Here is a 20095-nt window from a genome sequence, read left to right as displayed (position 1 = left end):
TGCCTTGCCCGGTTTTTCCGGTTTATGCGGTTTGTCCGCCCCTCTGAAATTATTCGGATTTTGTGCAATGCAGGAAAAGAAAGCAAGGATCATTTCCGGGGGCAATCGCATTGTTGGTTGAGACCACGATGTTTGCCCGAACGAAGAATTGCCCGGGCTTTTCAATCACCGTCGCGGAGATTTCGCCGGGATTGTGGACAAGGTTAAACAGCATGTTATTGCTTGGCATCGCAAGGCGCAGAATCGCGATCCGCTTTCTTTGCCGACTGACGTTTCGGAATGGAATGAATGGCAACAACCGTGACCGACGATCAGCGCAAGAGCGCGGCTAATCTTTCGGGTTTCGATCTCGATTTTCCCGCCCAGCTGCGGATGATGGGGCGCGCCTTCTGGACATCGCCGGTGCGCACCCGGCTGATATTGCTGTCGATCGCGCTGCTCACGGTGATATTGCTTACCGCCTATGGGCAGATCAGGCTCAATGAATGGAATGCGCCGTTTTACAATGCCCTGGAACGGCGCGATCTTGATGCATTCATTCATCAGCTCGAGGTCTTCGCCATCATCGCGGGACTGCTGCTGCTGCTCAACGTCATCCAGACCTGGCTGAACCAGATGACGGCGCTGAACATGCGCGAAGGTCTTGCCAAGGATATGGTGGATCAATGGCTGAAACCGGGTCGCGCCGCCCGTCTTGCAGGTTTCGGCACGATCGCCATCAACCCCGACCAGCGCCTGCATGACGATGTCCGCAACCTTGCGGAAAGCAGTACGGCGCTTTCTATCGGTCTCGTGAACGCGACGATCCTGCTCGTCAGCTTTATCGGCGTCCTCTGGTCGCTCTCGGCCGGTTTTACCATCACCATCAGCGGCGATACCTATGCTATCCCCGGCTATATGGTCTGGGCGGCGATCTTTTATGCCGGTTCCGCCTCGCTTCTCAGCAATCTCGTCGGTTATCGGCTGGTCGGGCTGAATGCCGAACGTTATTCCAAAGAAGCGGAACTGCGTTTTTCATTGATGCGGGCGAGCGAAAATCTTGCCGCCATTGCCCTTGCGCGCGGTGAGAAGAACGAAAGGCGTCGGATCGGTATCGATATTGACGCGGTGCTCGGCGTCATCCGGGGCCTTGCCATGGCGCTGACGCATCTCACATGGGTCTCGGCAGGGTATGGCTGGCTGGCGGTGGTGGCGCCGATCCTGATCGCGGCGCCGGTTTATTTTTCCGGCAACCTCACCTTCGGTGGGCTGATGATGGCCGTCGGCGCCTTCAACCAGGTCAATACGGCGCTGCGCTGGTATATCGACAATTTCGGCCCTATCGCCAGCTGGAAGGCGACATTGCAGCGCGTTTCCGTCTTCCGGAATGCCCTTATCCAGATGGACAGCGTTGAACAGCACGGCCTGACGATTGATCTGCAACGCAGCGCGGAGAATGAGAGGGTTCGTTTGCAGTCGGTCACGATCTGCCGTGATGCGGGCGGACAGGATATGGAGCGTGGGTTCAGGTTGCGCGAGGCCGAGATCGAGGTCGGGCCGGGCGGACGGCTGATGATAAACGGCGAGCAGGGCGTGAACAGGCGGCTGCTGTTTGCGGCCATGGCGGGGCTCTGGCCCTGGGGGCAGGGCAGGATCGAGATGCCCGAACAATCCGACACGCTTTTCATCGCCCAGCACGGCTATCTGCCGTCGGGTTCACTGCGCGAAATCCTCGCCTATCCGCGCGCGCCGCACCGGTTTACGGATGCGGATTATCTCGCGGTGCTCACCGCATGCGGGCTTGGAGAAATGGCCTCGCGTCTCGATGAGAATATCCGTTGGGACAAGAAACTCGATTCGGATGAGCAGGCCAGCATCCGTGTTGCCAATGCCCTGCTTTTGAAGCCGAAATTCCTCGTGATCGACGATTTGCTGGAAGGGCTGGAAAAACAGACGCAGGATACGCTGGCGGAGGTTTTGAACGGGATCGGCGGCGCGGCGATCATCTATATCGGCCGGTCGGAAACATTCCTGTCGATCCTAACGCCTCAAGTGGCCCATCTCGACCACACCTTTCCGAAGGAAAATACTTCCAGGCCCGATAGTGCTCCGCAGTAGATCGTCGGGCCCTGAGCCTGATGGGAGCGGATCAGAGCCGCAAATGCCAGCTGTCTGAAGCGAGCCGTTGCTGTTTGACGAGGCTTATCGCGGATTCCGGCTCCACCTGTGAGCGCAGGGCAAGTGTGCCTGTTGCCAGGCTGATGGCCACGACGCTTGCGACCGCCAGGACGATACGGTCGTAGCGCTGCTGTATTGTGTTGTTTCCACTCCAGTCATAGGCCATTCGCACGCCCTCGCGTTTTTTGGAATCGTGCCCCATCATGGTTAACCGAAGCTTACGATGGCCCTGTGATTCCTTGCTGTTTTGGAAGGGCTGCCGCGAAAAATCGGCTATTGGCGGATAGGGCGCCGTTGTTTAAGTCCGGCAGCGGGAGGTTTGTGAAAGGATTTTGAGACATGGACCAGCAACCGCCCGCCGACATGGAACTCACGCTCAGAACGCTTGCAATGCCCGCCGACGCCAACCCGGCCGGTGATATTTTCGGCGGCTGGGTCATGTCGCAGATGGACCTTGCCGCTTTCGTTCGCGCCAATGATGTGGCCGGCGGCCGCACCGTCACCGTGGCAGTCAATGAGATCGTCTTCAAGAAGCCGGTCAAGATCGGCGATACATTGTGCGTCTATACCAGGATCGAAAAGATCGGCCGCACCTCCGTCACGCTCAAGATCGAAGCCTGGACCCGCAGGCATTATCAGGATTCACGCGAAAAGGTGACGGAGGCCGTCTTCATCATGGTCGCGGTGGATGACAATGGTGAGCCGCGCCCCGTCCGCAAAGAGGCTTGAAGGTCGCCGTCTTTTCAAAGCAACGACAAAGCGCCTACCAAAGGAATAAAGAGCACAGGCGCTTTGGCCTTCCGCGCCATTCGATATCTCTCCGCTCAATACTTTCGAAATATCGAATTTATTTATCAATTTTTGCGATCAAGATATGGAATAGGACGGGGATCAGGCTTTGACCATTCCAGGTGTTGTTATTGTCGGCGGCGCTCACGGCACGCTTGCCCTTGCGCGCAGCCTCGGCGTCCTGAATGTGCCCGTCTATTATCTCACCCACGATTCCCCCTTGCCGGGCTGGTCGCGCTTCGTGCGGGAAACAATTCGCTGGGCTGGCCCGCATGATGCCGGGGCGATCGCGTTCCTGCGTCAAATGGCCGAGAAGCACGGTTTGAAGGGCTGTCTGCTGGTGCCGTCCGGCGATGGTGAGGTCCAGCTCATTTCGCAGCACCGTGAGGAGCTTTCCGCTCTTTACAAAATCGTTCTGCCGGATTGGGCGGCTCTGCAATGGCTGTGTGAAAAACCGCTGCTTTACAAGCGTGCGGCGGAGCTTGGTGTCAGCATTCCCCGGACCTATGCATTGACATCGGACGCCGACATCGATGCGCTGGATGTGATGTTTCCCGTCATTCTCAAGCCCAACATGGGGGGCGGTGATACCACGATTGCCCGGGCGAAAGTGATCCGGGCGGATGATCGCCAGGCGCTGAAGACTGCTTTCGCCGATGCGAGTGGAGAGATCGGCGCTGGCAACGTCGTTGTGCAGGAACTCATTCCCGGCGGCGGAGAAAGTCAGTTTTCCTACGCGGCACTGTGGCTCAATGGAGAGCCGATGGCCGAATTCACGGCTCGGCGCGCCCGGCAATATCCCGTCGATTTCGGTTATACCAGCACCCGTGTCGAGGTTGTCGATAATGGGCAAGCGATCGATGCGGCTCGAAAAATGCTGAAATCCGCAGGCCATAGCGGGCTTGTCGAGGTCGAGTTCAAGCTCGACGGCCGGGATGGCGAGTTGAAACTTCTCGATGTCAATCCGCGCCCATGGTCGTGGTTCGGCCTCTGTTCGGCCGCGGGCGTCGATCTTGGTGCTTTGCTGTGGCGGGTCGCGAATGACGAGCAGACTGGCCAGCCCGTCAGCGCGCGGCAGGGCGTTTCCTGGTCTTATCTTGTCCGCGATACCGTTGCGGCTTTCACTCTGGCCCGGAGGGGTGAGACGAGGATTGGAGACTATTTCGCCTCTTTGGGCAAAATCCGCAGCTGGGCCTCTTTTGCGCTGAACGATCCCTTGCCGGGCCTGATCGATCTGCCATTGACGGTCTTGCGGGTCATAAAAAAACGCATCCTTCCCGGTCTGGCGTCAGGGCAATCGAAAACGGGATTTTTACCGCCGCTCAAACGCCTCGGAAAATATGGGGCCATAAGGGCGGGGCTGGAAGTGAGTTCTTTCCCGCCTGTCCGGTCGGCGTTTCCGTCCTTGGCGGGGCGTGGTGTGATTTTTACACTTCACCATGTGCGCCCGGGCAGGGCTGTTTCGGCCTTTGCACCGAACGTTCAATTGTCAGTTACGCCGCAATTTCTGGAAGAGGCGATACAGGCCGCGCTCGAATGTGGCCTCGTTCCGGTCCATCTGCACGATCTGCCGGCTCTGCTTGCCGATAACCACGAAGGTCGGTCGTTCTGCGCCTTCACGCTTGATGATGGCTATCGCAACAATGCCGATCATGCAGCGCCGATCTTCCGCAAATATGCCGTGCCTTACACGATTTTCATCACGCCGGGTTTTGTCGAGCGAACACGCAGCCTTTGGTGGGAAACCGCCGCTGCCCTGACGCAGAAGGCCGCGTCTTTCGAATTCGATTTCGGGGCGGGGCCGGAGCAGGTGGCATGCGCCAACCCTTCGCAGAAAGCGGAGGCATTCACGCGGCTTGAAGATTTCGTCCAGAACTTTTCGGAAGACGAGGCGGTGGAAAGAATTGACCGTGCGGCGAGGCAACATGGCGTCGATCCCATCGCGATCGTGGACGAACTCGTCATGGATACGGATGAGCTCAGGACGCTGTCGGAAGATCCTCTGGTTCATTTTGGTGCCCATACCATGACGCATGTGAATATGCGCAAGGTCGATGCGGCGCGCCTGGCTTATGAGATCGCAGAATCGGCACGTCGGGTGGAAGCCTATGTCGGCCATCGGCCACGGTCCTTTTCCTATCCCTATGGCTGGGTAAGGGCGGTGGGAGAACGCGAAGCGAAAGCTGTTCAAGACGCGGGATTTTCCGCGGCCGTGACCACGCAGGCCGGCGTTATTGGTCCCCACAGCCTCGAAAAGCCGACGCAGCTGCCACGGGTATCGCTGAACGGACGCTTTCAGAAAAAACGTTTTGTCAAAGCGCTCATCTCGGGCCTGCCCTTCCGGTTCATCTAGCAACCTCGGCGGTTTGTCATCTTTGCCCCGTCCAGCCATGTGTCGCTGCGGTCCGCATTTGACATCGCCTGCCACTATTTCCGAATTCTGCAGTCGCTCTGCGGGTCTCTTCGCGGCCGTTTGGTCAATTCGAAACGCCGTGCTGCGATTTTTGTTATTCACATTCCATTATCTATTGATTATAAATCAATTTATCGATGTAAAACATTACAACTTTTATAAAGGTCTCGTTGGTGCTGCTGATTTTTGCCGATGATCTGACCGGAGCGCTCGACGCCGCCGCCCCCTTCGCCGGGCGTGGGTTGGCGACCGAGGTTGCGATCGGGCTTGACGGTGTGCGTGCAGCGCTCGCGGATGCGCCTGCCGTCCTCAGCGTCAATCTCGGCTGTCGCGATGGCAAGGCAGATGAAGCCTGCCGCCGCACGCAGGAACTGTTGGCGCTGGTTCCGGCCGGTACAATTTTGTTCAAGAAGATCGATTCCCGCCTGAAGGGGCATATTGCAGCGGAAATGGATGCGATTTCCTATCGCCACGCGCTTGTCGCGCCCGCCATTCCGGACTTTGACCGTGTCGTTGTTGACGGAGCCGTTTCCGGCTTTGGCGTCGAAATTGCCATTCCTGTTTATGACAGACTGGGCGGACACGCCGGCCGCTGCACGGTACCCGATACGCGATCGAAGGGCGATATCAGGGAAGCTCTCGCCGCCGCGCAGACGGAGGGGGCCGATCTTCTGGTCGGCGCGCGTGGGCTTGCCGAGGCGCTGGCTGAGGCGATGACGGGCCAGACTGTCCCTGAGGCGGCGGCCGTTCCAGCCGGCAAGGGGCTTTTTGTCATCGGGTCCCGCGATCCGATCACGGTGGAGCAGATTGACGTACTTGGGAGTGTTGGGCCTGTCTCGATCGTTGAGGCGCCGAATGGTATTGTGCCCAGTCATGCCGACGAGGGTGCCGGCCTGACGCTGGTTCAAGCAACGCAGGGTGCGGAAAATCTGTCGCCGCTTGCGGTTTCAGACCGGCTGGCGGAAGGCGTCGTGCCGCATTTTACCGACAGGGCGGCAAGACTGCTGTTATCTGGTGGAGCCACGGCCGAAGCCGTGCTGCGAGCCATGGGCATTTCGCGCTTGCGTCTTGCCGGCGAATGCCTGCCGGGTCTCGGCGTCGGCTGGTCCGGAGACCAATGCATCATTGCGAAGTCCGGCGGTTTTGGGCAAGCTGACACGTTGAAACGGATCGCGAAAATGATGCTTGGCGACAATGACGCTGGAGAGAGCTGACCAGATGGGGCTGATGAAAGAAACGGCGCGCAAGGCACTTCCGGACATTATTTTCGAGAGAATGCACCGGGCGATCAAATCCGGCGCCTACAAGCCGGATGAGCGGCTGCCGACCGAACATGAACTCGCCATGGAATTCGAAGTATCGCGACCGGTGGTGCGTGAAGCACTCCGGCGGCTGCGCGAGCAGGGTTTCATCTATTCCCGCAGAGGCTCCGGCAGCTATGTCAGGGCCTTTGGTCTGCGTGAACCGCTCGGCTTCGGGCAGCTCGAAAACGTTGCTGATCTTCTCAACTGTTACGAATTCAGGCTGACGCTGGAGCCGGCGGCGGCCGCAGCAGCGGCATTGCGGCACGATGGCGAAAGGCTTGCGGCGATCAGGAAGGCGCTCGAACTGATGCGGGACGCGACCAATCGCCAGTCTCACCGCGAGGATGCCGATTATCAGTTCCACCTTGCCATCGCGCGGGCGGCGCGAAACAGTTATTTCTCCACCGCGATGGAAGCGCTGAAAGACCATATTGCAGTGGGAATGAAGTTCCACGGCATGTCGGTGAAGCGGGAGGCATCCGGTCTGACGCGTGTTTTTGCCGAGCATGAGGCAATCGCTAAGGCGATCGCCGATGGGGATGCAGAGGCGGCACGCCAGCTTATGCTCCAGCACCTGACCGGATCGCGCGACCGCCTGTTTGAGTCTTCGCATACGGATTAAGCGGAAGGCCGATGCGCGTGTCCGCGTACCGGATTTTTGCTCAGAAGGCGTGGCGGTAAATCCCGAGCACGTCTTCGACGCTCATATCGACGGGGTTATTGTCCATCAGCCGGCGGATGGCGTGCGCATCCTCAGCGTAGCGGGGAAGATCGGCTTCAGTCGCGCCGTGCCGTGCGAGCGACATTTCGATGCCGAGCCCGGCACAGAAATCCGTCGCCGCCTTGCGCAGATCATCAGGCGAAAGGTGTTCGCGGAGCCCGAGCGCTCCCGCTACTTCTGCGGTTTTCGCCGAAACCGCAGGCTGGTTGAAGGCCAGAACATGCGGGAAGACGATGGCGTTCGCCAGCCCGTGCGGCAGGTTGAGAAGCGTGCCGAGCGGATAGGCAATGGCGTGACCGGCCGCCGTATTGACCGGGCCGAGACAGATGCCGCCATAATAGGAAGCGAGCATCATGCCTTCTCGCGCTTCGGTATCCGCGCCATCGCGGACGGCGCGCGCCAGATATTTGCCCACCAGCGCAAAGCCCATGCGGGCGAAACCGTCGATCATCGGATGGGCCTTGCGGTTGGTGAAGGCTTCAACGCAATGGGCCATGGCATCCACCCCCGTGGCCGCTGTAACCGCTGAAGGCACGGAATAGGTGAGTTCCGGATCGAGTACGGCGAAATCCGCAATCAGATAAGGGCTTTCGACCGCGATCTTGTTGCCTTTGACGGGATCTGTGATGAGCGAACGGATGCCAGCCTCCGAACCGGTGCCGGCGGTGGTGGCGATCTGCACCAACCGCGTGTCGCGCCCGACAACCCTGTTCGGCCCCGCCACATCCTCAAGCGTCTGACCGGAATTCCAGAGTGCCGCGACCAGTTTCGCTACATCCATCACCGAACCACCGCCGAGGCCGATAACGAGATCCGGTTTGGCGGCGCGGGTCGCGGCAAGGGCGGCATCGAGCGTTGTGGTGTCCGGCTCGCCGGGAATGGCATCGAATATGGTGAAAGGGCCTTGCAATTGCAGCCGGTCGGCAAATTTCGCGGTCAGCGGTGTGGCGATAATAAGGGTCGAGGTGGTTTTTCCCGCCCAGGCGCCGACCTGTGAAATGGTGCCTGCGCCAACGGCGAGCCGGCGTGGCTGGTAGATGAGAATGGGAGCTGTAGACATTGTACTCATCCCTTCTGTTCCTTGCCCGCCACGAGCTTGCGCGCATAGGCAATGGCCGCATTCATGTTGCCGTGATTGGCGATGCCTTTGCCGGCGATATCGAAGGCCGTGCCATGGTCGACGGAGGTGCGGTCTATCGGCAGATCGACGGAAACGTTGACGGCGGTATCGAAAGCAACAAGCTTGATCGGGATATGGCCCTGATCGTGATATTGCGCGACGACAAGATCGAAAGCGCCGGAATAAGCCCGGTGAAACACCGTGTCGGCGGAAATCGGCCCCTGCACCTCGATGCCTTCGGCACGGGCGGCGGCGACCGCCGGTGCGATCTGGTCGTCATCCTCAGTGCCGAACAGCCCGTTTTCACCACAATGCGGATTGATGCCGGCAACCGCGATGCGCGGCCGCTCGTAACCGATGCGCTTAAGATGCGCGTTGCCGGCGCGGATGGTCGCCAGTACCCGCTCCGTCGTTGCCCGGCGAATGGCCTCCTGCAGGGAAACATGGGTCGAGACGTGAATGACTTTCAGCCGTTCCGAGGCGAGGAGCATATAGGCCGCCGAGGAGCCGGTCAGGCTGCGCAACATGCCGGTGTGCCCATCATAATGGTGGCCGGCGAGATTCAAGGCTTCCTTGTTGATCGGCGCGGTGACGATGCAGCCGATTGCGCCCGCTTCGGCATCGCGAACCGCCTTTTCGATGAAACGGAAAGCGGCGCCTCCAGCCACCGGCGACAATGTACCCCAGGGCAGTGGCGCGCCTTCCACGGGCAGGTCGACGACATGCTGAGAGAGATCGATATCAACGCCAAGCGCATCCCGCGCCGCTTCCAGCGTGGCGAGATTTCCGTAAATCCGCGTCGCCGCGCGATCCGGCGCGGACATTTCCGCCAGCGCCCGCACAGTGATTTCTGGGCCGACGCCGCAGGGGTCGCCCATGGTGATGCCAATGATATTGCTCATCTTTGTCTCCCGTCGTTCTCGTCAGCCCAGCCGGGCGCCAGCCGGACATATTTGATTGCGCGGCGATGATAGGTGTAGCTCGCATGCAGCGTACCGTCCGGCGCTTCCAGAAGCCATGGATAGGACATTTCCTGATTGCGGCCATCCGTCGAATCGTTCGACAGGCAGGTGCCCGGTCCGTCTTCGATCAGAATCCGGGTGGCAAAACTGCGCCCGTCATCATTGGAGAGGCAGATCGAAACCGGCGCGCGCGGCACGCCCCAGACCGGCACACAGCCACCGCTTGGATCGGCATCCGGCCTGTCGTCTTCCTCTCCCAATTCGTCATAAAGCGAGGCGCGGCGATCGCTCGACTGCGCGGCGTTGACGGGGTTGCAGATCATTGCCAGCCTGCCATCGCCGAGCCTGATCACGGCAATGGAGGAATTATTGTTTGGCACGTCGGTCGGCTGCGGCTTTGACCATGAGCGGCCGCCATCGGCGCTTTCCGTGCGGTAAACGAAATCGGCCTGACGACGGCGGAAGAAGGCGGCGTAGTGGCCATTCGTCACCGCGACCGGGCTCATATGCACGCAGCCGGTCGATTTCTGTAATTCCTGCAATTGCCAAGTCGCGCCATTGTCTGTGGATATGCCGAGCGCCGCCGTATCGTGGCTGCCGTTCCATTTCTGGCCGGGACGCTGGACGCAACGGAAGATTGGCAGCAGCCATGCGCCGTCATCCCGAATACGCAGCGGCGCGCGGATGAAGCAGCCCTGCGGGAGATCGAGAAACCGTCCTTCCTCGGAGACGAGCTTTTCCGGTGCTGTCGGGTCGCGTGTGACCCGCGCCATGCGAATGCGGCACTCATCTTGGTTGCCGGAGGGCTGGGCTGTGTGAAACAGCCAGAGAACGCCATCCGGTGCGGTGAAAAGAACCGGGTTCTGTTCGGAATGGGCGGGGTCATGGCTCAGGCGCTGCGGCGGACCCCAGCGGGTCGCACCTGCCGTCAACACGGATGCGAAGATCGAAATATCCGATTTTCCCTCCAATGTGCCGCCAAACCAGGCGCAGAGCAGGGTGCCGTCATCCAGAAGGTGCAGGAAGCTCGCATGGTTCTGGATCATGGGTGATGGCAGGAATGCTTCCTGCCGGTTTTCCGACGCGGCATGCATGGCTCCGGTCATGGCGTGAGCGATGTCATCAGGGGTCATCGTGGTCTCCTCTTGTCCTGATGAAAATGGCATATTCAAAAAGTTGTCAAGTTTATTTGATGAAAAAAGACGCGTAGTTGGTTTTGGTTTACGAAATTAACTACATGTTTTTAAATGATAAAATCAACAGATTTGACCTGAATAAAAACTGCTTTTGAAAAATAAATTGACAAAAAATTCGATAACGTCGATGCTCTGTTTACGGATGGAGGAGACGATCATCCGCACGCCATGCTCCTCAATGCAGGAGACGGGGCTTTTAGAACGTCCCTTGCGGTGCGCCGCCATGTTGCTGAATTTCTGATCTGGGAGGAGAACGGAATGAAGAAGTCATTGATTGCGGGCGCCCTTGTCTTGGGTTCCCTCAGCGCCGCGGTTGCGCCGGCGCTTGCGGCATCGGGGCCGATCAAGATCGTGCTGGCGGAAGAGGCGGACCTGCTTGAGCCCTGCATGGCCACCCGCTCCAATATCGGTCGCATCATCATGGAAAATGTCAGCGAGACGCTGACCGAGCTCGATGTGCGCGGCAAGAAGGGCGTTCAGCCGCGCCTTGCCGAGAAGTGGGAGCAGAATGCCGACGGAAGTTGGCGTTTCCACCTGCGTGAAGGCGTGAAGTTTTCCGACGGCACGACATTTGACGCCAAGGATGTGAAGCACAGCTTCGAACGCATCATGAGCGACAAGAACGCCTGCGAGTCCCGCCGTTATTTCGGTGGCATGACCGTGACCCCGTCGATCGTCGACGACCACACGATCGACTTCAAGACTGAACCGGCGCAGCCCATTCTGCCGTTGTTGATGTCGCTCGTTACCATCGTTCCCGAAGAAACCAAGATGGAATTCATTCGCGAACCTGTGGGCACTGGGCCCTACAAGCTGACCAACTGGACGCCGGGCCAGCAGATCGTTCTCACCGCGCGCGACGATTATTGGGGCTCCAAGCCGCAGGTGACGGAAGCGACCTATCTTTTCCGCGCCGATCCTTCGGTTCGCGCCGCCATGGTGCAAACCGGCGAAGCCGATCTTTCGCCTTCCATTTCCCAGCTCGACGCCACCAATGCAAAGACCGACTTTTCCTATCTCGACAGCGAGACGGTCTATATGCGTCTCGATCACAATATAGCGCCGCTGAACGATGTGCGGGTGCGCCGCGCGCTCAACCTTGCCATCGACCGGCAGGCCTTCCTCGGTACACTGGTTCCGGAAGGTGCCGTGCTGGCCACCGCGCTCGTTCCGCCGACCACGCTTGGCTGGAACCCTGACGTCAAGGTCTTCCCTTATGACCCCGATGGCGCAAAGAAGCTGCTCGAGGAAGCCAAGGCTGCCGGCGTTAAGGTGGATACGCCGATCACCATCATCGCGCGCACGGCGAATTTCCCTAATGTCACCGAGATCATGGAAGCAATCCAGCAGCAATTGCAGGAAGTCGGCTTCAAGATAGACCTGAAATTCGTGGAAGTGGCCGAGCACGAAAGCTATTATTCCAAGCCCTTCAAGGAAGGCCGCGGTCCGCAGATTGTCGCCGCCATGCACGACAATTCAAAGGGCGACCCGTCCTTCACCATGTTCTTCAAATATGCCACCAAGGGCACGCAGTCTGGCTTCTCGGACAAGAAGGTGGATGATCTGATCGAACGTGCATCCGCAGCCGTGGGTGACGAACGCGCCAAGCTCTGGTCGGAACTCATCGCTTATCTGCATGACGACGTGGTGGCTGATGTGCTGCTGTTCCACATGGTCGGCTTCTCCCGCGTCTCGGAACGGCTGGACTTCAAGCCCACCATTGCAACGAACTCGATGCTGCAGCTTTCGGAAATTGGCATCAAATAAGACCCCGCGTCTTGTCAATTGAGAAGCGGCGGCGCAGCGAAAGCTACGCTGCCGCATTGAAAAACCGGAGGCAACCATGCTGAGCTTCATCCGAAAACGTTCCGTTGCGAGCCTGATCTCCCTGATCGGCCTCATCGTTATGGTTTTCTTCCTGTCCCGCCTGACGGGGGACCCGGCCGCGCTGTTTCTGCCGGTGGAGGCTTCGGAGGAGTTGAAGCAGCAGTTTCGGGCGCTGCACGGGCTGAATGATCCGCTGATGGTGCAGTTTCTGCGTTATGCGGGCGATGTGATGACGGGGGATCTGGGAGAATCGCTCAGAAAAGCCCGCCCGGCACTGGATGTTGTGCTGGAGGCTTTCGTCTGGACGCTGTGGCTTGCGGTCATCACCATGTCGCTGGTCACAACCGCCGCAATCGTCGTGGGTTCGCTTGCGGCTTTCCGCTCCGGCGGCTTTTTCGACCGCATGGCCTCGAGCATCTCGCTCATCGGTGCATCCGTGCCGGATTTCTGGCTGGCGATCGTTGCCATCGTCGTCTTCTCCGTTAATCTTGCCTGGCTGCCCACGTCAGGCACGGGCTCCGTGCTGCACTGGATATTGCCGATCGCGGTCCTGTTCGTGCGCCCCTTCGGTATTATCGTGCAGGTGGTGCGCGGCTCGATGATCGGCGCTTTGTCCTCGGCCTATGTCAAAACGGCGCGCGCCAAGGGCGTGAAGTCGGGTCCGATCATTTTCATCCATGCCTTGCGAAACGCCATGCTGCCGGTCATCACCGTCATTGGCGACCAGGCGGCAAGCCTTCTCAACGGTGCGGTCATCGTCGAAACCATCTTCGGCTTTCCCGGTGTCGGCAAGCTGATGATCGATTCCATTCTTCAGCGCGATTTCAACGTCGTTTTGTCCGCCATTCTCGTGACCGCGCTGGCGATCTTCCTGATGAATCTTCTGATCGATATCGCCTATGCGCTCCTCGATCCGCGTATCCGGCACTGAGGAGGCCCTTCAGCCATGAGCCTTTCCAACGCCGACACCGAGATCATAGCCGAACCCTCCTTCGCAACGCGCATGCTGCGCATGTTGTGGGCGGATAAATTCGCGCTCTGTGCCGCGGTCTTCCTTATCATCGTCGTTATCCTCGCTTTTGTCGGCCCGGCATGGCTCGGTGATCTCGCGACGAAACAGAACCTGCGCGGACGCAATCTCGCCCCGTTCGACTGGCAGCGCGAGTGGTATTTCTGGCTGGGGGCGGATGCGCTCGGCCGTTCGCTTCTCGCGCGCATCGTCGCCGCCACGCAAAATACGATGATGATTGCGGCCGGCGCAGTGCTTCTTTCCGCCATAACCGGCACCGTGCTCGGCCTGATTGCCGGTTTTTCCTCAAGCCGTGTCGGCCAGATCATCATGCGGCTCGCGGATGTGATCATGTCGTTCCCGTCGCTCTTGATCGCGGTCATCGTGCTTTATCTGCTCGGCTCCTCCATCCTCAACCTGATGCTGGTTCTCGCCATCACCCGCATTCCCGTTTACATCCGCACCACAAGGGCCGAGGTGCTGGAGGTGCGCGAACGCATGTTCGTGCAGGCAGCGCGTGTGATGGGCGCATCAGGCAAACGCATTCTGTTCCGCCACATCCTGCCCGTCGTGCTGCCAACACTGACGACGCTCGCAACGCTGGATTTCGCCTATGTGATGCTGGCGGAAAGTGCTCTCTCCTTCCTCGGAATTGGCATTCAGCCGCCGGAAATCACCTGGGGCCTGATGATTTCGCAGGGGCGGCAATATCTCACCAATGCCTGGTGGCTGTCGTTCTGGCCGGGGCTCGCCATCATCCTCACCACCCTGTCGCTCAACCTGCTTTCCAACTGGCTGCGTATCGCGCTTGATCCCGTGCAGCGCTGGCGGCTGGAAATGAAAGGCCGCAAGCATGGCTGACCATCTTCTCGACGTGCGCAACCTTTCCGTGGAGTTCCACACCGCAAGCGGTATCGTCCATGCGGTGAAGGATGTCTCCTACCATATCGACCGCGGCGAAACGCTGGCTATCCTCGGCGAAAGCGGTTCGGGCAAGTCGGTATCATCGTCGGCCATCATGAACCTTATCGACATGCCGCCCGGGCATATCAGCAGCGGCCAGATACTGCTCGACGGTCAGGACCTTCTGACAATGCCGGTTGAAGCGCGCCGCGAGATTAACGGCCGGCGTATAGCCATGATCTTTCAGGACCCGCTCAGCCATCTCAATCCCGTCTATACCGTCGGCTGGCAGATCCGCGAGGCGATGACCACCCATGGCATGGACAAGGCAAAGGCCGAAGCGGAGGCGAGGCGGCTGGTCGCGCGCGTCGGCATTCCCGATCCCGACCGGGCGCTCAAGAAATATCCGCACGAATTTTCCGGCGGCCAGCGCCAGCGTGTGATGATCGCCATGGCGCTTGCGCTTCGGCCTGATCTCCTGATCGCCGACGAGCCGACCACCGCGCTTGACGTGACGGTGCAGGCAGAAGTGCTTTCGCTGCTCAAGGAATTGCAGCGGGAGACCGGCATGGCCGTGCTCATCATCACCCATGATCTCGGCGTTGTCGCCGAAATTGCTGATCGGGTGGTAGTGATGGAAAAGGGCGTTCTGGTTGAGGCCGGCACGGTTCGTGAGGTCTATCGCAATCCGCAGCACCCCTATACCCGCAAGCTCATCAGCGCCGCACCCGGCAGAGGCGAAATGCACGAGCCGCAGGCGGCGGGCGAAGCGCTGCTCAGCGTGCGCGACGTGCGCAAGCGTTACGGCGCCTTCGAGGCGCTGAAGGGTGTTTCCTTCGATCTCATGGCCGGGGAAACCATTGCCGTTGTCGGCGAAAGCGGCTCCGGCAAATCGACGCTCGCGCGCATTCTCCTTCGGCTCGACGAGCCGGATGCGGGCAGCGCCTCGTGGAAAGGTCGCGATCTCTTCAAGCTTTCGCCTGCGGAACTCTTTGCGCTCCGGCGTGATCTGCAGATGGTGTTTCAGGATCCCACCCAGTCGCTCAATCCCCGTATGACGGTGTTCCAGCTTATTTCCGAGGCCTGGGTCATCCATCCCGATATATTACCCAAGGCGAAATGGCGCGAACGGGTCGCGGAATTGCTGCATCAGGTCGGCCTTTCGCCGGAACATATGCGCCGTTATCCGCATCAGTTCTCCGGCGGCCAGCGGCAGAGGATTGCCATTGCCCGTGCGCTGGCGCTGGAGCCGAAGCTCATCATCTGCGACGAGGCGGTCTCGGCGCTCGACGTTTCGGTTCAGGCGCAGGTTATTGCGCTTCTGGACAAGCTTCGCCGCGAGATGGGCCTTTCTTTCATCTTCATCGCTCATGACCTGCCCGTGGTCCGGGATTTTGCCGATCACGTCATGGTCATGCAGCGGGGAGAGGTGGTGGAGTTCGGCACGGTTCGGCAGGTTTTCGAGGCGCCGCGCGAGGCCTATACGCGTGCGCTCCTTTCGGCCAGCCTCGATCCCGACCCCGATATGCAGCCTACGCGTCGTCCGGCCGGTGCCGATCACACTATTGGAAATCCAAGCGGAGTTCTTTCATGACCAAACAAGCCTTCGTCGCGCTCGTCACCTGTTTCAACGAAGACGAAACCATCAATTACGAGGCGACACGCGCGCAGGTGCGCCGCCAGGTGGCGGCCGGCAACAACATCATGTGCGCCGGTACCAATGGCGATTTCACCGCGCTGACGCATGAGGAAAAAATCCGGCTGACGGAAGAGGTGGTGGATGAAGTTGCCGGCCGTGCCAAAGTCATCGTGAATGCGGGCATGCCCGCCACGTTTGAGACCCTGCAATTGACCAAAGCCTTTGACCGTATCGGCGTCGACGGCATCGCCGTCATCACGCCCTTCTTCATCGCCTGCACGCAGGATGGGCTGATCCGCCATTTCTCGACGGTGGCTGACGCCGTCAAAACGCCGGTCTATCTCTACGACATTCCCGCCCGAACCCAGAACCACATAGAGCCGGAAACCGCCCGCAAACTCGCCGCCCACGGCAATATCGCCGGCATCAAGGATTCCGGCGGTGCACAGCAGACGCTCGAAGCTTATCTTCAGGTGGCGAAGGAGATGCCAGGTTTCGAGGTCTATTCCGGCCCGGATCACCTCGTTCTCTGGTCGTTGCAGAACGGTGCCGCAGGCTGCATTTCCGGCCTCGGCAACGCATTGCCGGATGTGCTCGCCGGCATTCTCAGTGCTTTCAACGCCGGTGACATCGCTGAGGCCGAACGCCAGCAGGCAATCTACGCCGACTTCCGCACCGATCTCTACGCACTCGGTTTCGCACCGGCCATGGTCAAACGCTCGCTTTATCTTCAGGACTCTTCCGTCGGCGCCAGCCGCCAACCGGCCCTTCTGCCGGATAAAGAGCAGGATGCCAGAATCGTGGAAATCTTGCGGCTTTATCGACGGCTCTGACGTCGCTATCGAATATGACGCGCACCGCCGCAGTTCGTGCGTGTCACCCCCAAAACATCCGCCAAAACAGCCACAAGCCTAAGCATTTCCCCAACCTCATCCATGACGAATAATTTGTGACACAAACACGAAATTCCCCTTGTCAGTCACGCCATTGATGTTTAAGAGGAGCGCGCAACGCAAGCGTTCGCGCATGCGGAGAGGTGGCAGAGTGGTCGAATGCACCGCACTCGAAATGCGGCATACCTGCAAGGGTATCGTGGGTTCGAATCCCACCCTCTCCGCCATTTACGAATAATTCCCATGTCGTCTCGATTAGAAGGTCTTCGAGGAGGCGGCTATCGGGGCGGCAATGCCCGCGTTTTTTGCGCCGAGGCTTCCTGCTAAGCGAATGACGCATTTTCCTGCAATGCATCCACATTTGAAAGAATAGTAGCGGTTAGCGGCGGTGATTTCAGTAGATCCCGCGAGATGTCCGGATCAGGAATGGCTGCTGTGACCAAAGCGTTTAGTCGATCGAACCAGACACCTTCGTTTGCGGAAAATAAGCTATAAATGGCCTCGTTCTTTGTTTTGCAACCAAGATTTTTATAGTTCTCAGAGCAATATTTTGCAGCGGCACACATCAAATGCCAACGCAACTTAGAGTATCTGCCATCAAATTTCTTATTGGAAATAAGCATCTTTAGGCGATAGTGAGCAAAGCAAGCGGTGTAATAGGTTTCTTCTGGTGATCCCGGCTTGAAGACGTCGTTTAACAGTTCGCCCGTCAATCGATTTGGATAACGGCTTGCCAAATCCGGACGCATCATTGTGATCGCAGCGTAGCACCTCGCCGTCTCTCGCACGTCAAATACCCTAACAGGCACAACATTTTCCGGTGCGTATTGCCCCTTTCTGCGCTCAAAATATAAGCGGTTCGTTTCAGAAGCACCTCGAGCATTAAAATATTGCTCAAGTTTTCTCAGTACATCAAGAGTCGATATAAATTGCGCATCTTCGACTTTTGACTGTCTGTTTGTTGCTCTTACTATGTCATCGATTACAGAGGGCTCATCTGCTTCAATAAGCTTCACCATGAGGCTAACACTCGCGTCGACCTTTTCATCTAGCGAGATCAAAACGTTAGAAGTCTGGCAGCCATTGACGATTTGAAAATCGCGTATGAAGATTTCCTGGCCTGCTGGTCGTACGCTGGACGCGACGATCGTTATTCCGTTATTCATCAAGCCAAAGCGCGACTTTTTGTCTGCTTCATCAAGGGTACTGGCAATTTCAGAATTGACGTCTGCATCAACCCCAAGGAAGTCTCTAACATTTTCTTCGAAGAGTTTTTTTCTCGGTGTTCCGTCTGCGCTTTTTAAGACGGTGTCTATGAAGTTTCGGGCCTGAACTGTCGCAACATAGGCGTTGTTTATATTTGGTGCAGCAGGAAAGGGTGCGTATCCGATAGTTGGGAGCCGCGCTTCGACTGGTCCATCAGCAGAGAGCCAAAGATCGTGAATAAAGTCTCTGTGATCTTTGACATATCGCGTGTCATGGGCATAGCCCAGCTTCTTTAGTGAGTTTTCTCCTATCGAAAATGCCGCATTTATCTCAGGAGCATCCGTATCCGGTGCCGCTGTCAAAAAATAGACGTGTAGATCAGGGAGGCCATTTTTTATTCGGCCTATGTTATCGAACACAGTTTTGAACATCGATCGAAATTCTGCAAGATGCGGTGCATGTGGCTGTGCAGGTTCATCCGAGAGAAGATCAACCACGGCGGCTATAAAGGAGTCTACCTCCATCTTGCTCCAAGAGGTTGATGATTTTACCTGTGTAAACACAACCGATACAGAATACTCGCGCCTTGAGCCGTCAAATATCTCGCTTAATTCGTCAAGAGACATTACGGCACGATCGTCAAGGTAAAGAAAAGCTCCGTCGATGCCCGGATCAGCGCCATCGTAGACAAGATCAGAAATTTCAACACTATCGCCAGTATATTTTGAGAAAATGCAATAATTTGCAAATGCTTCGAAATTCTTGCTGTCCGAATATGGCGCGCCGAAGTTCTGACAAAAGGTGTTGAAATATGATTTTGTTACAAATGCATAGTGCAGTGTCCTCATTGCGCAACGATTCAATTTAAGTTTATGCAGCATATGATTTTAGCGCAAGGGTTGTAAATATCGGGAGTGAGTAAAAATCTTGCCGTTTTGCGGGGAATCGCGTTGTCCCCGGAAGACAGAATGGACGTAACAAAGGCTATTTGCGGCTTGATATTAGAACCCATTCTCAGCGAGAAACGCCCTGCTGGCCGCCAGATCATCCAGAATGCCGCCGGCATTGCGCGGATCGCGCTCCTGTTCGATGGTGATATAGCCGCCATAGCCGAGTTCCGTCAAAAGGCTGCGGATGGTCGGATAATCGATTGAGCCGCGACCGATCGGGCACATGACGCCTTTGGCGCAGGCGTCGAAGAAGCGGATACGTTCTCCTATAACCGCGTCAAAAACCGCGGCGTCGATATCCTTGAAATGAATATAATCGACACGATCCCAATAGCGGCGAAGCGTGGCGACGGGATCCATGCCGGAATAGGCCATATGGCCGGTATCGAGGCAGAGGCCAGCCAGATCTGCGGGAATGTCCTCAACGATCTGCTGCAACTCATCGGCAAATTCGATGTAGCCGCCGGCATGGGGATGGATGGTGGCGCGCACGCCGTATTTTTCACGGGCGAGCGTTGCGATGGCGCGGATGTTTTCCACCATGCCGTTCCAGGCGTTTCCATCGAGGCGCGGCGCGCGGTCGGAATGGCCGGCGGCATAGTCCCGCTCGTCATGTCCCCAGTCCATCACCGTCAGATAGGGGGCGGGAAAACGCTGGCCGGCATGGGTTTCGGGTTTTGGCAGGCGGGTGATCAACGCACAGATCTCGTCGGTCTGGCGCAACAGGTTGCGGCGGTTTTCCGGTGAGACCAGATCGTCGAAGATCGTACCGGCGACGATCTTCAGGCCGCGCTCATTGAGCGCCTGTGAAACACGCTTGAGATCGAGCGGCAAATAACCGTAGGGGCCGAGTTCCAGACCGCCGAAACCGGCGGCCTTCGCCTCGCCCAGCACCTTTTCCCAATGGGGTAGATGGGGATTTTTGACGTCGTCGACGCCCCAGCAGCAGGGAGCGGTGGTGATGGTGATCTGGTTGGTCATGGCATCCTCGTGGCGCAATTGACGC

16 protein-coding genes and 1 tRNA gene are annotated in these 20095 nt (G+C 58.1%); 11 read left to right on the top strand and 6 right to left on the bottom strand.

The window, feature by feature from the left end:
* Nucleotides 1-288 precede the first annotated feature (288 nt).
* Nucleotides 289-2097, top strand: coding sequence for an ABC transporter ATP-binding protein/permease (locus QRN60_RS18455; protein ID WP_111834220.1), 1809 nt, complete (start codon nt 289-291; stop codon nt 2095-2097).
* 31 nt (nt 2098-2128) lie between these two features.
* On the opposite strand, the gene QRN60_RS18450 is transcribed toward QRN60_RS18455, so the two are convergent.
* Nucleotides 2129-2362 carry a hypothetical protein gene (locus QRN60_RS18450; RefSeq protein WP_080570294.1) on the bottom strand — a complete coding sequence of 78 codons (234 nt, stop codon included), beginning with the start codon at nt 2360-2362 and terminating at the stop codon, nt 2129-2131.
* 134 nt (nt 2363-2496) lie between these two features.
* Between QRN60_RS18450 and QRN60_RS18445 the strand changes: the two genes are divergently transcribed.
* The 4 genes from QRN60_RS18445 (at nt 2497) to QRN60_RS18430 (ending at nt 7285) form a co-directional block, all read left to right on the top strand.
* Nucleotides 2497-2886, top strand: a complete 390-nt coding sequence (locus QRN60_RS18445) for an acyl-CoA thioesterase (protein WP_003506036.1) — start codon at nt 2497-2499, stop codon at nt 2884-2886.
* 169 nt (nt 2887-3055) lie between these two features.
* The gene (locus QRN60_RS18440) at nt 3056-5299 is read left to right on the top strand and encodes a polysaccharide deacetylase family protein (protein ID WP_129565239.1); all 2244 of its coding nucleotides are present in this window, start codon (nt 3056-3058) and stop codon (nt 5297-5299) included.
* 233 nt (nt 5300-5532) lie between these two features.
* Nucleotides 5533-6573: a four-carbon acid sugar kinase family protein gene (locus QRN60_RS18435; protein ID WP_113083058.1), complete on the top strand. Its 1041-nt coding sequence runs from the start codon at nt 5533-5535 to the stop codon at nt 6571-6573.
* Between the two features lie 4 nt (nt 6574-6577).
* Nucleotides 6578-7285: a FadR/GntR family transcriptional regulator gene (locus tag QRN60_RS18430; RefSeq protein ID WP_003506041.1), complete on the top strand. Its 708-nt coding sequence runs from the start codon at nt 6578-6580 to the stop codon at nt 7283-7285.
* Between the two features lie 40 nt (nt 7286-7325).
* Here the strand turns inward: QRN60_RS18430 and QRN60_RS18425 are convergent, their stop codons facing one another.
* From QRN60_RS18425 to QRN60_RS18415, 3 genes are read right to left on the bottom strand one after another with little or no spacing between them, the layout of a single operon-like run.
* The gene (locus QRN60_RS18425; protein ID WP_129567361.1) at nt 7326-8453 is read right to left on the bottom strand and encodes an iron-containing alcohol dehydrogenase; all 1128 of its coding nucleotides are present in this window, start codon (nt 8451-8453) and stop codon (nt 7326-7328) included.
* Nucleotides 8450-9406: a 4-hydroxythreonine-4-phosphate dehydrogenase PdxA gene (pdxA, locus tag QRN60_RS18420; protein WP_129565241.1), complete on the bottom strand. Its 957-nt coding sequence runs from the start codon at nt 9404-9406 to the stop codon at nt 8450-8452. Before pdxA ends, QRN60_RS18425 begins: the two co-directional genes overlap by 4 nt.
* Nucleotides 9403-10599, bottom strand: a complete 1197-nt coding sequence (locus QRN60_RS18415; RefSeq protein ID WP_080864710.1) for a sialidase family protein — start codon at nt 10597-10599, stop codon at nt 9403-9405. The genes pdxA and QRN60_RS18415 overlap by 4 nt, the downstream gene beginning before the upstream one ends.
* A 321-nt stretch (nt 10600-10920) precedes the next feature.
* On the opposite strand from QRN60_RS18415, the gene QRN60_RS18410 reads away from it, so the two are divergent.
* The 6 genes from QRN60_RS18410 to QRN60_RS18385 all read left to right on the top strand — a co-directional run bounded on the left by QRN60_RS18410 (nt 10921) and on the right by QRN60_RS18385 (nt 17160).
* Nucleotides 10921-12429 (top strand): ABC transporter substrate-binding protein, encoded by a 1509-nt coding sequence (locus QRN60_RS18410; protein ID WP_129565242.1) that lies wholly within the window; start codon nt 10921-10923, stop codon nt 12427-12429.
* A gap of 76 nt (nt 12430-12505) precedes the next feature.
* On the top strand, nt 12506-13420 hold the full coding sequence (locus QRN60_RS18405) for an ABC transporter permease (RefSeq protein ID WP_129565243.1): 915 nt from the start codon (nt 12506-12508) through the stop codon (nt 13418-13420).
* Between the two features lie 15 nt (nt 13421-13435).
* The gene (locus tag QRN60_RS18400) at nt 13436-14359 is read left to right on the top strand and encodes an ABC transporter permease (protein WP_060723110.1); all 924 of its coding nucleotides are present in this window, start codon (nt 13436-13438) and stop codon (nt 14357-14359) included.
* Complete coding sequence (locus QRN60_RS18395) at nt 14352-15995, top strand: ABC transporter ATP-binding protein (RefSeq protein WP_129565244.1); 1644 nt, start codon at nt 14352-14354, stop codon at nt 15993-15995. Before QRN60_RS18400 ends, QRN60_RS18395 begins: the two co-directional genes overlap by 8 nt.
* A complete protein-coding gene (locus QRN60_RS18390) occupies nt 15992-16873 on the top strand; it encodes a dihydrodipicolinate synthase family protein (RefSeq protein WP_060723112.1) in 882 nt (293 codons plus the stop codon). The genes QRN60_RS18395 and QRN60_RS18390 overlap by 4 nt, the downstream gene beginning before the upstream one ends.
* 197 nt (nt 16874-17070) lie before the next feature.
* Nucleotides 17071-17160, top strand: a tRNA-Ser gene (locus QRN60_RS18385).
* Nucleotides 17161-17256: 96 nt separating this feature from the next.
* Here QRN60_RS18385 and QRN60_RS18380 read toward each other — a convergent pair.
* Nucleotides 17257-18987, bottom strand: coding sequence for an AIPR family protein (locus tag QRN60_RS18380; RefSeq protein ID WP_284766197.1), 1731 nt, complete (start codon nt 18985-18987; stop codon nt 17257-17259).
* A 153-nt stretch (nt 18988-19140) separates the two neighbouring features.
* Nucleotides 19141-20070: a sugar phosphate isomerase/epimerase family protein gene (locus tag QRN60_RS18375; protein WP_129565245.1), complete on the bottom strand. Its 930-nt coding sequence runs from the start codon at nt 20068-20070 to the stop codon at nt 19141-19143.
* Nucleotides 20071-20095: the final 25 nt, after the last annotated feature.

This window comes from Agrobacterium sp. CFBP2214, from assembly GCF_030209895.1.
GTDB lineage: Bacteria > Pseudomonadota > Alphaproteobacteria > Rhizobiales > Rhizobiaceae > Agrobacterium > Agrobacterium radiobacter.
This window is presented reverse-complemented; position numbering and strand designations above follow the sequence as displayed.

Bases quoted from the DNA above. Each gene is read 5' to 3' on its own strand.
- QRN60_RS18450 (WP_080570294.1), bottom strand. From the start codon at position 2,362: ATGATGGGGCACGATTCCAAAAAACGCGAGGGCGTGCGAATGGCCTAT.
- QRN60_RS18400 (WP_060723110.1), top strand. From the start codon at position 13,436: ATGAGCCTTTCCAACGCCGACACCGAGATCATAGCCGAACCCTCCTTC.
- QRN60_RS18430 (WP_003506041.1), top strand. From the start codon at position 6,578: ATGGGGCTGATGAAAGAAACGGCGCGCAAGGCACTTCCGGACATTATT.
- QRN60_RS18395 (WP_129565244.1), top strand. From the start codon at position 14,352: ATGGCTGACCATCTTCTCGACGTGCGCAACCTTTCCGTGGAGTTCCAC.
- QRN60_RS18425 (WP_129567361.1), bottom strand. From the start codon at position 8,453: ATGAGTACAATGTCTACAGCTCCCATTCTCATCTACCAGCCACGCCGG.
- QRN60_RS18455 (WP_111834220.1), top strand. From the start codon at position 289: ATGGCAACAACCGTGACCGACGATCAGCGCAAGAGCGCGGCTAATCTT.
- QRN60_RS18390 (WP_060723112.1), top strand. From the start codon at position 15,992: ATGACCAAACAAGCCTTCGTCGCGCTCGTCACCTGTTTCAACGAAGAC.
- QRN60_RS18375 (WP_129565245.1), bottom strand. From the start codon at position 20,070: ATGACCAACCAGATCACCATCACCACCGCTCCCTGCTGCTGGGGCGTC.
- QRN60_RS18410 (WP_129565242.1), top strand. From the start codon at position 10,921: ATGAAGAAGTCATTGATTGCGGGCGCCCTTGTCTTGGGTTCCCTCAGC.
- pdxA (WP_129565241.1), bottom strand. From the start codon at position 9,406: ATGAGCAATATCATTGGCATCACCATGGGCGACCCCTGCGGCGTCGGC.
- QRN60_RS18415 (WP_080864710.1), bottom strand. From the start codon at position 10,599: ATGACCCCTGATGACATCGCTCACGCCATGACCGGAGCCATGCATGCC.
- QRN60_RS18445 (WP_003506036.1), top strand. From the start codon at position 2,497: ATGGACCAGCAACCGCCCGCCGACATGGAACTCACGCTCAGAACGCTT.
- QRN60_RS18405 (WP_129565243.1), top strand. From the start codon at position 12,506: ATGCTGAGCTTCATCCGAAAACGTTCCGTTGCGAGCCTGATCTCCCTG.
- QRN60_RS18380 (WP_284766197.1), bottom strand. From the start codon at position 18,987: ATGAGGACACTGCACTATGCATTTGTAACAAAATCATATTTCAACACC.